A 14,377-nucleotide genomic window follows, 5' to 3' on the forward strand; every position below is an offset into this window, starting at 1 on the left:
GTCATTCCCTTCCCGGCAACAGCAACGACGCATCGCCGTAGCTGTAGAACCGATACCCGCTTTCGACCGCCTGGCGATAGGCCGCCTGCATCCGCTCGAGCCCCATCAGCGCCGAGACCAGCATGAACAGGGTCGAGCGCGGCAGGTGGAAGTTGGTCATCAGGCCATCGATGCCGCGGATCGGGACGCCGGGCGTGATGAAGATCGCAGTGTCGCCGTCGAACGGGTGGACGATGCCCGCCGCGTCTGCGGCGCTTTCGATCAGGCGGAGGCTCGTCGTGCCGACCGCGATGACGCGGCCGCCGGCGGCGCGAGTCGCGTTGATGCGCGCGGCGGTCGCGGCGTCGATCCGGCCCCATTCGGCGTGCATGACGTGATCGGCGGTGTCCTCCGCCTTGACCGGCAGGAACGTGCCCGCGCCGACGTGCAGCGTCAGCGTGACGTGGCCGATCCCGGCGGCGTCGAGCCGCGCCAGCAGATCGGGCGTGAAGTGGAGCGCGGCGGTGGGGGCGGCGACCGCGCCGGGCTCATCGGCGAACATCGTCTGGTAATCGTCGGCGTCCCGCGCATCGGCGGCGCGGCGCGCGGCGATGTAGGGCGGGAGTGGCATCCGCCCGGCGCGCTCGAGCTGGAGCTCGACCGACTCGTCCCCGGCGAAATCGAGCGCGAAGCTGCCGTCGGCCCCGCGATCGGAGGCGGTCGCGGTCACGCCGTTGCCGAAGTCGATCGCGTCGCCATCGTGCAGCCGCCTGGCGTTGCGGACGAACGCGCGCCAGCGCCGCGGCCCCTCGCGCTTGTGCAGCGTCGCGCCGATCTTCGCCCCGGTCGCGTCCGACGCGCCGTCCGCCGACGATCGCACCCGCATGCCTTCGAGCTGGGCCGGGATCACGCGCGTATCGTTGAACACCAGCAGGTCGCCCGCGCGCAGTTCGCCAGGCAGATCGGACACCAGCCGGTCGCGCGTCGCGCCGGCATCGCCACGCCCGTCGAGCACCAGCATCCGCGCACTGTCGCGCGGCGATGCCGGGCGCAGCGCGATCCGCTCTGGCGGCAGGTCGAAGTCGAACAGGTCGACGTCCATGCGATCATCCGTCGCCCCGGCGGAGGCCGGAGCCGTTCGCTGCCCACGACCCCGGCCTCCGCCGGGGCGATGATCACTTCTTGCGCGGTGCGACCGGCTTGCGCGCCACCGGCTTCGCCGGCGGGGCGACGCCGATCGCCGGGACTTGCGGCGCTTCGGTCAGCGGCGGCAATGCGGGCGCCATCGGCGGGGGCGTGTAGGCCGGCGGATTGTCCGCCACGATATAGGCATGCAGGATCCGCGACGGATTGGCCGGCGGCTCGCCGCGCGCGACCGCATCGACATATTCCATGCCCGAGATCACGCGGCCGAACACGGTATATTTCTTGTCGAGCCCGAGCTTCGGCGCGAGCACGATGAAGAACTGGCTGTTCGCGCTGTTTTCCGCCTTCGTCTTGTCCTCGGCCGACGCATCGGGCGCGGCGCCTTCGCGCGCGGCCGACACCGCGCCGCGCACGTGCGGCATCCAGTTGAATTCGGCGGGCAGGTCGGGGAGCGTCGAGCCGCCGGTGCCGTCGCCCTTCGGATCGCCGGTCTGGGCCATGAAGCCCTCGATCACGCGGTGGAACTTCAGCCCGTCGTAGAAATGCTGGCGCGTGAGCGTCTTGAACCGCTCGACCATCTTCGGCGCGACGTTGGGATAGAGCCGGATCGTCACACGACCGCCGGTCGACAGGTCGAGATAGACCAGATTCTCCTTGTCGGTGATCGGCGGCGCGGGCGTGCGCTGCTCGACCGTCGCCGCCGCCTTGGCCGGAGTCGCTTTCTGCTTCTTCGCCGCCTCGGCCGGGCTGGCGGTGATCGCAAGGGTGGTCAACGCGACCAGACCGAGAAGGAAACGCATGGGCACTCCGGGCGTGAAGGGATTATCGGCGCGTCTACTGCAAAAGCAGCCCCCGCGCCAATGCGAAGAACATGCGGCGTTTTTGGGGCAAGCTGATGCCTGGCCGTACCGCCTCACGCGCAGGAACGCGTTGCGGAATGAAGGCAGGCTGAATGGCAGGAGTCGCCCGTCGCAGGCCGGGGCCGCCGGATGATATGTTCGCGCGACAACGCAGCGGTCCCGGCCTGCGCCGGGACGACGGGTCACGTCAGCGCTCGTGCCGTCCGATCCGCGCGATCACTTCGTCGCGTACCGCAGGCGTCACGAACTTGGCGATGTCGCCGCCGAACAGCGCAATTTCCTTGACCAGTCGGCTGGCGATCGGCTGGAGCGCGACGTCGGCCATCAGGAAGACCGTCTCGACCCGGTGGTTGAGCTGGCGGTTCATGCCGGTCAGCTGATATTCGTATTCGAAGTCGGTCACCCCGCGAATCCCGCGGATCACGATCGAGGCGCCCTGCGCATCGGCGAAATCGACCAGCAGCGAGCTGAACCCCACCACCTCGATGTCGGGATTGCCGATCGCCGCCACTTCGCGCCGCACGATCGCGATCCGTTCCTCGTCGTCGAACAACGGCGCCTTGGCGATGTTAGTGGTGACCCCGACCACCAGCCGGTCGACCAGCTTCGCGCCGCGCCGGATGATGTCCATATGGCCGAGCGTGATCGGATCGAACGTGCCGGGATAGACGCCGGTGCGGATGGTCATGCCCGTTTCCCCCTTACCGATCGCGCGCCAGGACGAAGCGGGCGATGTCGCGGAGCAGGTCGGCTTCGGTGCCATAGCCGCGCAGATGGTCGATCGACTGGTCGACCAGCATCGCCGCCTGTTCCTTCGCGCGCTCGACGCCGAGCAGCGAGACGAAGGTCTCCTTCCCCGCCTCGCCGTCCTTGTGCAGTTTCTTGCCGACCGTCGCTTCGTCGCCCTCCACGTCGAGCAGGTCGTCGGCGATCTGGAAGGCGAGGCCGATGTCGCGGGCATAGCCGCGCAGGCCCTTGCGCCCCTCCGGCGCGACACGCCCCAGGATCGCGCCCGCGTCGACCGATACCGCGATCAGCGCACCGGTCTTCATCGCCTGGAGGCGCGTGACCGTCGCGAGGTCGAACCGCGCATGCTCGGCGGCCAGGTCCATCGCCTGCCCGCCCGCCATCCCTGCCGGCCCCGCCGCGCGCGCGACCTCGGTCACCAGTTCGGCACGGACGAACGGATCGGGATGCGTCGTCGGGTCGGCCAGCCACTCGAACGCCAGCGCATGCAGGCAGTCCCCCGCCAGGATCGCGGTCGCCTCGCCATAGGCGCGATGCACAGTCGGCTTGCCGCGCCGTACGTCGTCGTCGTCCATTGCTGGAAGATCGTCGTGGACCAGCGAATAGACGTGGATCGCCTCGATCGCGGTCCCCACCCGCATCGCGCATTCGCGATCGACCCCGAACAGGTTGGCGGTCGCGTAGACCAGCAGCGGGCGCAGCCGCTTGCCGCCGCCGATCGCGGCATGGCGCATCGCGTCGTAGAGCGGCCGGCGCGGATCGTCGGGCGGGGTCAGCCAGGCATCGAACCGGCGGTCGATCGCCGCGCCGACCTCGACCAACGCTTCCGCCAGGCTCCCGCCATTCGCCATCGCTCAGCCGGCGTCGAACGGCGTCGTGCCGGCGGGACGGCCGTCGGGGCCGAGCCGGATCGCCTCGATCCGCGCCTGCGCCGCATCGAGCCGCGCGGCGCATTGCTGGCGCAGCCGCGTCCCTTCCTCGTAGAGATGGATGGCGTCGTCGAGTTTCGCCTCGCCGCTTTCGAGCTGGCGGACGATTTCCTCCAGCCGCTTCAGCGCATCCTCGAACGACAATTCGGCGATCGGCGTATCCATGCCCAACGCCTAGGCGAGCGGACCGATGGGGGCAACCCGCCGATCCGCCACGCTCATGTCACGCGCCGAACCAGTGCAGCCGGATCGCGATGAAGATCAGCACCATCGCGCCGACGATCGACGCCAGGAACCCGGCCGGATGCAGCCCCTGCGTCCGCTCCGCCGGGTGCAGCGCCATGCCGACCAGCCCGGCCAGGAACGACCCGGCGATGCCGAGGATGACGGTCCACAGGAAGCTGAGCGGGATGTGGCCCGGATAGAGAAAGCGCGCGAGCACGCCGACGATGAAGCCGACGACGATCATGCGAAGAATGCCCAACATAACGATAGTCTCCCGTGTTGCGGGTGCCAAACGCCGCACCTCTCGTTGCGGTTGCATAATGATCGCGATCGGATACCGGCGCAATGGCAAGCGTTCACCGCCGCATGTTCACCAGCATCAACCCCGCGACCGGCGAGCCCGCCGGTACCTTCGCCGAACTGACCGATGCGCAGGTCGAGTGGCGATTGCAGCGCGCGGCCGAGACGTTCCGGACGTGGCGCCTGACCAGCCTCGACGAGCGCTGCGATCTGCTCCGCCGGATCGCCGACGCGTTCGAGGCGGACAAGGACGCGCTCGGCCGGATCGCGACGCAGGAAATGGGCAAGACGCTCAAATCCGCGATCGCCGAGGTCGAGAAATGCGCGAGCGCATTCCGTTATTATGCCGAGCACGGGCCGGCGCTGCTAGCACCACAGGAGATCGCCTTGCCCAAGGGCCGCGCCACCGCGCGCTGGCTGCCGATGGGTCCGGTGCTCGCGGTGATGCCATGGAACTTCCCCTATTGGCAGGTGATCCGCTTCGCCGCGCCGACGATCCTGGCGGGCAATGTTGGGCTGTTGAAGCACGCCTCGTCGGTGCAGGGCTGCGCCGCTGCAATCGAGGCGACGATCCGGAAGGCCGGCGCACCCGAGGGGCTGTTCCAGAACCTCCCCATCAAGTCGGCCAAGGTCGCCGACCTGATCGCCGACGACCGCATCGTCGCGGTGACGCTGACCGGCAGCGAGGGCGCCGGCGCCAAGGTGGCCGAAGCGGCGGGCAAGGCGCTGAAGAAGGTCGTGCTCGAACTCGGCGGATCGGACCCGTTCGTCGTCATGCCCTCCGCCGATGTCGAACTGGCCGCGAGAACCGCTGTCACCGCGCGGACGCAGAATAGCGGCCAGTCGTGCATCTGCGCCAAACGGATGATCGTCCACGCCGATGTCTATAACGCGTTCATGGCGACCTTCGCCGCCGGGATGAAGGCAGTGAAGACCGGCGACCCCATGCGGCCCGACACCGACATGGGCCCGCTGTCGTCCGAGGGCCAGCGCGACACCGTGCTCGGCCAGCTCGCGCAATTCCGCGATGCGGGTGCGAAACTGTTGTTCGGCGCCGAACGCCCCGATCTCCCCGGCGCCTACCTCACCCCCGGCGTGCTGGTCGATGTCGACCCCGACAGCCCGGTCGCGCGGGAGGAAATCTTCGGCCCCGTCGCGATGGTGTTCAAGATCGCCGACATCGGCGAAGCGATCACGCTGGCGAACGCTGTGCCATTCGGCCTCGGCTCGTCGGTCTGGACCGCCGAGCCGGCCGAACAAGACCGCTTCGCCCGCGACATCGACGCCGGCATGACCGCGATCAACCAGATGCTCGCCTCGACCCCCGAAGCCCCGTTCGGCGGAGTCAAACGCTCCGGCCACGGCCGCGAACTCGGGCCGTGGGGACTGCATGAATTCATGAATCTGAAGGCGGTGATTGGCTGAGAAAACAGCGACACCGGTCATTGATCGCCAGCACAGCGCCGGTCGGCTTCTGCATTTACAAGCTGTGGCCGGAACTTTATCCTTTATGGGAGATTAACGAAATTCTGCAGCTCAATCTGCGGAAAAAAGGGGGCCGGTCGATGAGATTTGTATATTTGCTGCTCGCCGCTACCGTTGCATTTACGGCATCGTCAGCGGGTGCTGCCGTCAATATTGCCATAACACAGGTCGGTGACGACGTGGTTCTCACTGGCTCGGGCACATTCGACCTGACGGACCTTACTCACGTCAATCAAGATTCCGTGTCTTTCTCGGCGACGGGCGTGTTTCCGGCGGGTGGTCAGATCGTCGTGACGAGAGCCGGCAAGGGCATCGTTTATGCTTACACGATGTCGGGTACGGCAACGTCATTCGGAACGGGACCTGCCGCATTTTCGTCGCCGGAGTACGGCACGACGCTCGGGCTGTTTGCCGCGGACAAACTGTTTTACATATCGAACACTTACGTCAGCAATTCCCAGATCGTCTCGAAGAGCACGATCATCGGTTCGGACTTCACCAAGCTCGGCCTAACTAGCGGCGTCTACACCTTCCTCTCCGGCAACAACACGATTACGGTGACGATCGGTAACAATGCGGTAGCTGCCGTTCCGGAAATGCAGACTTGGGCGACGGTGATGATCGGCTTTGGCGCGATCGGCTTCGGCCTTCGCCGCCGCAAAGTCGCAACCCGCATCCGCTTCGCCTGAAGCATCCAGTCCGGTACGAAACGCCAAGCCGTCGGCCTCACGGGGCCGGCGGCTTTTCGTTATAGTGCTGGCGCGGCAAACGGGTTGCACTCCCCTGCCGAAAGGCATAGCCGGGCGCCAGCAACGCGATAGGGATCATCGATGGCCGAGTTCCGCCTGCCCAAGAACAGCCGCATCAAGAAGCAGGGCACGACCCACAAGGCCGCCAGCGGGGCGACCAACGTCAAGCGCTTCAAGATCTATCGCTACGACCCCGATACCGGCGACAATCCGCGCTACGACACGTTCGAGGTCGACCTCGACACCTGCGGGCCGATGGTGCTCGACGCGCTCATCAAGATGAAGTCGGAGCAGGATTCGTCGCTGACCTTCCGCCGGTCGTGCCGCGAGGGCATCTGCGGGTCGTGCTCGATGAACATGGACGGCAAGAACGGTCTCGCCTGCACCACCGCGATCGAGGATTGCAAGGGCGAGGTGACGATCACGCCGTTGCCGCACATGGAAGTCATCAAGGACCTGGTCCCCGACTTCACCCATTTCTACGCGCAATATGCCTCGATCAAGCCCTGGTTGCAGACCGTCACCCCGGCGCCGGCGGGCAAGGAGCGACTGCAAAGCCCCAAGGATCGCGAGAAGCTCGACGGCCTGTACGAGTGCATCCTGTGCGCGTGCTGCTCGACCAGCTGCCCGAGCTATTGGTGGAACAGCGACAAGTTCCTGGGGCCGGCGATCCTGCTCCAGGCATATCGCTGGCTCGCCGACAGCCGCGACGAGATGACCGGCGAGCGGCTCGACCAGTTGGAAGATCCGTTCCGCCTGTATCGCTGCCACACGATCATGAACTGTGCGAATGCGTGCCCCAAAGGCCTCAACCCCGCCAAGGCGATCGCCGAGATCAAGAAGATGGAAGCCGAGCGGATTGTCTGATCGAAAGCCGCGTGCTCCTGCGAATGCAGGAGCCCAGGGTAACGAACGATGCCGCCTGTTGCTCTGGACCCCTGCTTTTGCAGAGGTACGACGGTGAGTGACACCCCCTCCCCCTTCTTCACCTATGACGACGACCCCGACGCGCCGGGGTGGAAGCGCTGGGCGTTCCGCGATCCGACGCGGTTCAATTCCTTCCTCGAGCCGCTCCGCGTCCGGCTGGAGGGCGAGGTCGCTCGCGTCCAGATGCTGCCGCGCCACGAGCATTCGAACATGCGCGACAACGTCCATGGTGGCGCGCTGCTCGGGTTCATGGACGTGGCGCTGTTCGCCGCCGCGCGCGCGTTCGGCGTGTTGCAGGCGGGCGGCGCGGTGACGCTGGACCTGTCGGCGCAGTTCATCGGCGGCGGCCGCATCGGCGTGGCCCTGGAGGCGCGGATCGAGCTGCTGCGCGAGACCAGCCGGATGCTCTTCCTGCGCGGGCTGATCGTCCAGGAGAATACGCCGACCATCGCGAGCTTCACCGGAACGCTGCGGAAATCGAGCCCGCCACCGGGCTTCGGCACCGTCCCATGACCAGCGCCTCCCCGGCGAAGGCCGGGGTCCAGGTGCGATGCCATGCCTTGGCTCGCGTAGCGTTCGACAACAATAGCCTTCCCGACTGGGCCCCGGCCTTCGCCGGGGAGGTCTGATGGAAACCGTCCTCTCCGCCTATCACGCGCTGATCGCCGCGGGCGAGCTGCGTCCCGATCCCGACCAGCAGGCCGCCGCCGCGCGGCTCGACCAGCTTCAACAGCAGCTTCAGGCCCAACCCAAACGCGGCTCGGTCCTGTGGCGCGCGCTCGGCCGCAAGCCCGATGCCCCACGCGGCCTCTATCTCTGGGGCGATGTCGGCCGCGGCAAATCCATGCTGATGGACCTGTTCTTCGGTTGCCTCGCCATCCAGCGCAAACGCCGCGTCCATTTCGGCGAGTTCATGCTGGAGGTCCACCAGCGCATCGCCGAGGAGCGCAGGAAGGAAGTCGGCGACCCGATCGCCCCCATCGCCGCCGCGCTGGCCGACGAAGCGAGGTGCCTCGCGTTCGACGAGATGATGGTGACCAACTCGCCCGACGCGATGATCCTGTCGCGGCTGTTCACCGCGCTGATCGAGGCGGGCGTGACCGTCGTCACCACCAGCAACCGGGCGCCGCGCGACCTCTACCGGAACGGCCTCAACCGCGAGCACTTCCTGCCGTTCATCGACCTGATCGAAAGCCGCCTCGACGTGCTGTCGCTGAACGGCCCGGTCGATTACCGCCGCGACCGGCTCGGCCAGCAGGAGACGTGGTTGGTGCCGAACGGTCCGGCGGCGACCGCGCAGCTGTCCGCGGCGTTCTTCCGCCTGACCGACTATCCGCCCGAAGATGCCGAACACGTCCCGAGCGAAGAACTGGTCGTGCAGGGCCGCACTTTGCGTGTGCCCAAGGCGCTGAAGGGCGTCGCGGTGTTTGCGTTCAGGAAATTGTGCGGCGAGGCGCGCGGCGCCGCCGATTATCTGGCGATCGCGCGGCGCTATCATACCGTCATCCTGGTCGGCATCCCCAAACTGGGGCCGGAGAATCGCAACGAAGCGGCGCGGTTCGTGTCGCTGATCGACGCGCTGTACGAACACAAGGTCAAGCTGCTCGCCGCCGCCGATGCCGAGCCCGCGCACCTCTACGAACGCGGCGACGGCCACTTTGAGTTCGAGCGCACCGTCAGCCGGCTCGAGGAAATGCGATCCGACGAGTATCTGGCGCAGGGCCACGGCGCGGCGTAGGGGGCCGCGATGCGGCGATCGCGATTCCTGCCCATGGCGCTGGCCCTTTCCATCGCGCCGCTGCCCGCCTGGGCCGGGCCGCCGTTCGACACCGACGATCCCGAACCGACCGACTTCCAGCATTGGGAGCTCTATTTCTTCGGCGCCGGCGCGCGCAACGGCGGGGCGTTCGGCGGGTCGGCGGGGCTCGACCTCAATTATGGCGGGTTCCACGACGTCCAGCTGACCGCGACGCTGCCGGTCGATTTCGTGCGCGGCCCCGGCGCGCGGACCGGGGTCGGCGATGTCGAGCTCGGCCTCAAATACCGCTTCCTCCATGACGATGCGCATGGCTGGTCGGTCGCCGCCTTTCCGCGCGCGATCCTGCCGACATCGGGCACACGCTACGGATCGGGGCGCGTCGCGTTCCTGCTGCCGGTCTGGGTGCAGCACGACTGGGGCAAATGGTCGCTGTTCGGCGGCGGCGGCTTCACCATCAATCCGGGCGTCGGCAACCGCAATTACTGGCTCGCCGCCGCCGCGCTGACCCGGCAGGTGACCGGGCGGCTGAGCATCGGGGTGGAGGCGACGCATCGCGGCCCCGACACGGTCGACGCGCGGCCGACATCGACGCTGGGGATCGGCGCGATCTGGCGGCTGAAGGGTCCGCTGTCGCTGCTCGCTTCGGCCGGGCCGAGCTTCGGCGGTCGTGACGGCGACAAATACCACGGCTATGTGGCGTTGGGACTGAGCTTCTAAGCAGGAGGGCCGGGTGACGCTGACCGACGACCAACGCGCAGTGTTGAGCAAGGTCCCCGCGGTGACGCTCGGCTTCTGGATCATCAAGATCCTGGCGACGACGCTGGGCGAGACCGGCGGCGACGCGGTGACGATGACCTGGCTCGGCGAGACCACGCCGGAGGCCGGCGCGAGCGGTGTCAGCGGCTACCTGATCGGCACCGCGATCTTCCTCGTGCCACTGATCGTCCTCGCGATCGCGCAGATCATGGCAAAGCGGTTCCACCCCTTCCTCTACTGGGCGACGATCATCGCCTCGACCACCGCCGGCACGACGATGGCCGACTTCGCGACACGGTCGCTGGGGATCGGCTATACCGGCGGCTCGCTGTTGCTGCTGGCGTGCGTGATTGCCTCGCTGGCGACGTGGCGCGCGGTCGTCGGGCGGCTGTCGACCGACGACATCCACACCCCGCGGGCCGAGGCTTTCTACTGGATCACCATCACCTTTTCGCAGACGCTGGGCACCGCGCTCGGCGACTGGGCGGCGGACGATGGCGGGCTCGGCTATCTCGGTGGGGCGGCGGTGTTCGGTGGAGCGCTGGCGGTACTCGCCGGGCTCTATATGACGACCCGGATCAGCCGCGTGGTGCTGTTCTGGCTGGCGTTCATTCTGACTCGCCCGCTGGGCGCGACGGTCGGCGACTTCCTCGACAAGCCGTTCGCGAAGGGCGGCCTCGACCTCAGCCGGCCGATCGCCTCGCTGGTGCTGACCGCCGCCATCGTCCTGCTCATCTTGATCCTTCCCCAACGCGCCGGCACCGGGCCGGCGCCCGCCCAAGGAGATGCCGCATGATCGTCACCACCACCGAGAATATCGCCGGGCACCAGGTGCGCGAAGTGCTGGGCCAGGTGTTCGGCGTCGTCGTGCGCAGCCGCGGGCTGGGCGGCAACATCACCGCGTCGCTGCGCTCGATCGTCGGCGGCGAAATCCCCGAATATACCAAGCTGGTCGAGGATGCGCGCCGCCACGCGATCGATCGCATGGTCCAGAACGCGACGCTGATGGGCGCGAACGCGGTCGTCATGATGCGGTTCGATTCGGGCGAGATCGCGCAGGCGATGAACGAGGTCGTCGCCTATGGCACCGCGGTCGTGATCGATCCCATGGCATGATCCTGCGCAACGTTGTGCTGGTGGTCGCGATCGCCTGGACGGCGATCGCGGCGTGGATGGTGGTGCTCGACGCGGCGGCGTGGCCGATGCTGATCTTCCCGCTGGTCATGGTCGGCGGGATCGTGTTCGAGCGGTTTCATTATACCGGCAATGCCAGCCCCGCCTCCCCGCCGTGCGACTGGCGCCCGACCGACGAGCGTTTCCTGGACGAAGCGAGCGGGCGCCCGGTCGTGGTGTGGTTCAACGCCGCGACGGGCGAGCGGAAATATGTGGAGGAGTGACGCGGGGGTTTTGGCCTGACCTGTTCGTCATTGCGAGCGCAGCGAAGCAATGCAACGCTTTACACGAAACCTGGATTGCTTCGCTAGGCTCGCAATGACGACAGGGGATAGCCCTGTTGCTCTTGCGAATGAATTGCAGTACGCGATGTTAACGCATCCCCTTTAGCGGTTGCGCCGAGCCTACGATCGGCCTAAGCGCCGTCGCGTCTCGCGCGCGAGCCGGTGCCTTGGTGCGGCTTTCGCGCCAATTCGCGCCTTTCGGGCGCCAAAGGGAGTGCTCATGGCCCGCAAGAAGATCGCGCTGATCGGCGCCGGCAATATCGGCGGCACGCTCGCCCATCTCGCCGCGAAGAAGGAACTGGGCGACATCGTCCTGTTCGACGTCGCCGAGGGCCTGCCCCAGGGCAAGGCGCTCGACCTCAGCCAGTGCGGCCCGATCGAGGGCTTCGACGCCAGGATTACCGGCTCGAACGACTATGCCGACATCGCGGGCGCCGACGTCATCATCGTCACCGCCGGTGTCGCGCGCAAGCCCGGCATGAGCCGCGACGACCTGCTCGGCATCAACCTCAAGGTGATGAAGGCGGTCGGCGAGGGCATCAAGGCCAACGCGCCCGACGCGTTCGTCATCTGCATCACCAACCCGCTCGACGCGATGGTGTGGGCGCTGCGCGAATTTTCCGGCCTCCCGCACAACAAGGTCGTCGGCATGGCCGGCGTGCTCGACAGCGCGCGGTTCAGCCATTTCCTGGCCGAGGAGTTCGCGGTGTCGGCGAAGGACGTCACCACCTTCGTGCTCGGCGGCCATGGCGACACGATGGTGCCGGTCGTGCAATATTCGACCGTCGCCGGCATCCCGGTCCCCGACCTCATCAAGCTGGGCAAATCGAGCCAGGCCAAGATCGACGAGATCGTCAAGCGCACCCGCGGCGGCGGCGGGGAGATCGTCGCGCTGCTGAAGACGGGTTCCGCTTATTACGCGCCCGCGACCAGCGGCATCGCGATGGCCGAGGCGTATCTCGGCGACCAGAAGCGCCTGCTGCCCTGCGCGGCCTATGTCGACGGCAAGTACGGCGTCGACGGCCTGTATGTCGGCGTGCCGTGCGTGATCGGCGCCGGCGGCGTCGAGGAAGTGGTCGAGATCGCGCTCGACGACGAGGCGAAGGCGAACCTGGGTGTTAGCGTCGACGCGGTCAAGGAACTGCTCGCGGCGTGCAAGGGGATTGATGCGAGCTTGAACTGAGCTGTTCCCCGGCGAAGGCCGGGGCCCAGTTGGGAGAACCATCGACGTGGAGAAAGCTGGCTTCGTCTACATCATGGCGAGGAGGCGCAACGGAACCATCTATATCGGTGTCACCAGCGATTTGCCGAAACGCGTTTGGGAACATCGGAACGGCACCGTCGATGGGTTCACCAAGAGATATGGTTGTCATCTGCTCGTCTGGTACGAGGCGCACGACAACATAGAAGAAGCCAGGCAGCGCGAGCTGCGAATGAAGGAGTGGCGGCGCAACTGGAAACTACGTGAGATCGAAGGAATGAATCCCGATTGGGAAGATCTATACGAATGTATCGCGTGATCCAGAACCGCCCCTTGACTGGACCCCGGCCTTCGCCGGGGAACTAGGAGCAATAGTTGTGATGCCCATCCTCCCTCTCCTCCTCATCGCCCAGGCGGCCGGCGCCCCGGCCCCCACTCCCGCCCCCGCCCCCGCCGACCCGATGGCCGACCTCCAGCCCGCTGCCGAGCGCGCGATCGTCGCGGCGGCGAAGGCGTGTGTCGGGTCGACGGTCGATCCGGCGGGCCAGGACGCGCGCGTCGCCGGGTGGCAAGACGTGACGCCGGCAAAGGCCGGCATGACCAAGGCGGACGGCCGCATCCTGGTGCGCGACAACGTCAAGCTGATCTACAAGACCGGCCTCGACGGCGGCTGCGTCGTGATGGCGAAGCCCGACGCGGCGTTCGACGCGACCGCCTTCTACGGCGATGTCGGCAAGAGCCTGGGCGTGACGGTCGTCACCGACCCGCAGAATCCCGTGACCAACCTGCCCAACGGCGAGGTGCTGATCGTGCAGGTCGTCGACAAGGACGGCACGCGGCTGGCGATGATCGTGGTGGGCAACCCCAAGGGCAACCATTCGACCCAAGAAGGGAAATGACGTGAGCATCCTCGTCGACAAGAATACCAAGGTCATCACCCAGGGGATGACCGGCAATACCGGCAGCTTCCACACCCAGGCCGCGCTCGATTACGGGACGCAGATGGTCGCGGGCGTCACCCCGGGGAAGGGCGGCACGACGCATCTCGGCCTGCCCAATTACGACACCGTCGCCGAAGCGGTGGCGGCGACCGGCGCGACCGCGAGCGTGATCTACGTCCCGCCCCCCTTCGCGGCGGACTCGATCCTGGAGGCGATCGACGCCGAAGTGCCGCTGATCGTCGCGATCACCGAAGGCATTCCGGTGCTCGACATGGTCAAGGTCAAGCGCGCGCTGTCGGGATCGAAGTCGCGGCTGATCGGTCCGAACTGCCCCGGCGTGCTGACCCCCGGCGAGTGCAAGATCGGCATTATGCCGGGCAGCATCTTTTCCAAGGGCTCGGTGGGTGTTGTCAGCCGCTCCGGCACGCTTACCTATGAAGCGGTGTTCCAGACCACCAATGCCGGGCTCGGCCAGACCACCGCGGTCGGGATCGGCGGCGATCCGGTCAACGGCACCAACTTCATCGACGTGCTCGAACTGTTCCTGGCCGACGACGCGACCCACTCGATCATCATGATTGGCGAGATCGGCGGCAGCGCCGAGGAAGAGGCCGCGCAGTTCCTGAAGGACGAAGCGAAGCGGGGTCGCAAGAAGCCGATGGCCGGCTTCATCGCCGGCCGCACGGCTCCCCCGGGCCGCCGCATGGGCCATGCCGGCGCGATCGTCAGTGGCGGCCAGGGCGGCGCCGAGGACAAGATCGCCGCGATGGAAAGCGCCGGGATCAAGGTGTCGTCGAGCCCAAGCCTGCTCGGCGAGACGTTGCTGGAAGTGTTGAAGGGTTGAGGTCGTCGCCCCGGCGCAGGCCGGGGCCGCCCTGCGGCTAGGCGCGGGAGAGAAGCAACCTAGCGGTCCCGG

19 protein-coding genes are annotated in these 14,377 nt (G+C 67.1%); 13 read left to right on the forward strand and 6 right to left on the reverse strand.

Annotated elements, in window-relative coordinates:
* Nucleotide 1 precedes the first annotated feature (1 nt).
* The 6 genes from queA to J0I47_RS10425 form a co-directional block, all read right to left on the reverse strand.
* A complete protein-coding gene (gene queA, locus J0I47_RS10400) occupies nt 2–1,081 on the reverse strand; it encodes a tRNA preQ1(34) S-adenosylmethionine ribosyltransferase-isomerase QueA (protein WP_294046932.1) in 1,080 nt (359 codons plus the stop codon).
* A gap of 73 nt (nt 1,082–1,154) precedes the next feature.
* On the reverse strand, nt 1,155–1,925 hold the full coding sequence (locus tag J0I47_RS10405; RefSeq protein ID WP_294046933.1) for a peptidylprolyl isomerase: 771 nt from the start codon (nt 1,923–1,925) through the stop codon (nt 1,155–1,157).
* Nucleotides 1,926–2,172: 247 nt separating this feature from the next.
* A complete protein-coding gene (gene coaD, locus J0I47_RS10410; RefSeq protein ID WP_294046934.1) occupies nt 2,173–2,673 on the reverse strand; it encodes a pantetheine-phosphate adenylyltransferase in 501 nt (166 codons plus the stop codon).
* A 13-nt stretch (nt 2,674–2,686) separates the two neighbouring features.
* On the reverse strand, nt 2,687–3,583 hold the full coding sequence (locus J0I47_RS10415; RefSeq protein WP_294046935.1) for a polyprenyl synthetase family protein: 897 nt from the start codon (nt 3,581–3,583) through the stop codon (nt 2,687–2,689).
* Nucleotides 3,584–3,586: 3 nt separating this feature from the next.
* Complete coding sequence (locus J0I47_RS10420; protein ID WP_294046936.1) at nt 3,587–3,826, reverse strand: exodeoxyribonuclease VII small subunit; 240 nt, start codon at nt 3,824–3,826, stop codon at nt 3,587–3,589.
* A gap of 58 nt (nt 3,827–3,884) precedes the next feature.
* Nucleotides 3,885–4,148, reverse strand: coding sequence for a GlsB/YeaQ/YmgE family stress response membrane protein (locus tag J0I47_RS10425; protein WP_294046937.1), 264 nt, complete (start codon nt 4,146–4,148; stop codon nt 3,885–3,887).
* A gap of 104 nt (nt 4,149–4,252) precedes the next feature.
* Between J0I47_RS10425 and J0I47_RS10430 the strand changes: the two genes are divergently transcribed.
* The 13 genes from J0I47_RS10430 (at nt 4,253) to sucD (ending at nt 14,305) form a co-directional block, all read left to right on the forward strand.
* Nucleotides 4,253–5,611 carry an NAD-dependent succinate-semialdehyde dehydrogenase gene (locus tag J0I47_RS10430; protein ID WP_294047184.1) on the forward strand — a complete coding sequence of 453 codons (1,359 nt, stop codon included), beginning with the start codon at nt 4,253–4,255 and terminating at the stop codon, nt 5,609–5,611.
* Between the two features lie 20 nt (nt 5,612–5,631).
* Nucleotides 5,632–6,360 carry a hypothetical protein gene (locus J0I47_RS10435; RefSeq protein ID WP_294046938.1) on the forward strand — a complete coding sequence of 243 codons (729 nt, stop codon included), beginning with the start codon at nt 5,632–5,634 and terminating at the stop codon, nt 6,358–6,360.
* A gap of 141 nt (nt 6,361–6,501) precedes the next feature.
* Nucleotides 6,502–7,287, forward strand: coding sequence for a succinate dehydrogenase iron-sulfur subunit (locus tag J0I47_RS10440; protein WP_294046939.1), 786 nt, complete (start codon nt 6,502–6,504; stop codon nt 7,285–7,287).
* Nucleotides 7,288–7,380: 93 nt separating this feature from the next.
* A complete protein-coding gene (locus tag J0I47_RS10445; RefSeq protein WP_294046940.1) occupies nt 7,381–7,860 on the forward strand; it encodes a PaaI family thioesterase in 480 nt (159 codons plus the stop codon).
* Nucleotides 7,861–7,975: 115 nt separating this feature from the next.
* On the forward strand, nt 7,976–9,085 hold the full coding sequence (gene zapE / locus J0I47_RS10450) for a cell division protein ZapE (protein ID WP_294046941.1): 1,110 nt from the start codon (nt 7,976–7,978) through the stop codon (nt 9,083–9,085).
* 9 nt (nt 9,086–9,094) lie between these two features.
* The gene (locus J0I47_RS10455; RefSeq protein WP_294046942.1) at nt 9,095–9,823 is read left to right on the forward strand and encodes a transporter; all 729 of its coding nucleotides are present in this window, start codon (nt 9,095–9,097) and stop codon (nt 9,821–9,823) included.
* Nucleotides 9,824–9,842: 19 nt separating this feature from the next.
* Nucleotides 9,843–10,658: a hypothetical protein gene (locus J0I47_RS10460; protein WP_294047185.1), complete on the forward strand. Its 816-nt coding sequence runs from the start codon at nt 9,843–9,845 to the stop codon at nt 10,656–10,658.
* On the forward strand, nt 10,655–10,978 hold the full coding sequence (locus J0I47_RS10465) for a YbjQ family protein (RefSeq protein ID WP_294046943.1): 324 nt from the start codon (nt 10,655–10,657) through the stop codon (nt 10,976–10,978). Before J0I47_RS10460 ends, J0I47_RS10465 begins: the two co-directional genes overlap by 4 nt.
* Nucleotides 10,975–11,259 (forward strand): hypothetical protein, encoded by a 285-nt coding sequence (locus J0I47_RS10470; protein ID WP_294046944.1) that lies wholly within the window; start codon nt 10,975–10,977, stop codon nt 11,257–11,259. The genes J0I47_RS10465 and J0I47_RS10470 overlap by 4 nt, the downstream gene beginning before the upstream one ends.
* A 280-nt stretch (nt 11,260–11,539) precedes the next feature.
* Nucleotides 11,540–12,502, forward strand: a complete 963-nt coding sequence (gene mdh / locus J0I47_RS10475; protein ID WP_294046945.1) for a malate dehydrogenase — start codon at nt 11,540–11,542, stop codon at nt 12,500–12,502.
* Nucleotides 12,503–12,548: 46 nt separating this feature from the next.
* Entirely contained in the window at nt 12,549–12,839 is a 291-nt protein-coding gene (locus J0I47_RS10480; protein ID WP_294046946.1) for a GIY-YIG nuclease family protein, read from the forward strand.
* 61 nt (nt 12,840–12,900) lie between these two features.
* Nucleotides 12,901–13,419, forward strand: a complete 519-nt coding sequence (locus J0I47_RS10485; RefSeq protein WP_294046947.1) for a hypothetical protein — start codon at nt 12,901–12,903, stop codon at nt 13,417–13,419.
* Nucleotide 13,420: 1 nt separating this feature from the next.
* Nucleotides 13,421–14,305 carry a succinate--CoA ligase subunit alpha gene (sucD, locus tag J0I47_RS10490; protein WP_294046948.1) on the forward strand — a complete coding sequence of 295 codons (885 nt, stop codon included), beginning with the start codon at nt 13,421–13,423 and terminating at the stop codon, nt 14,303–14,305.
* Nucleotides 14,306–14,377 lie beyond the last annotated feature (72 nt).

The sequence above is a fragment of the Sphingomonas sp. genome, from assembly GCF_017304635.1.
Lineage (GTDB): Bacteria > Pseudomonadota > Alphaproteobacteria > Sphingomonadales > Sphingomonadaceae > Sphingomonas.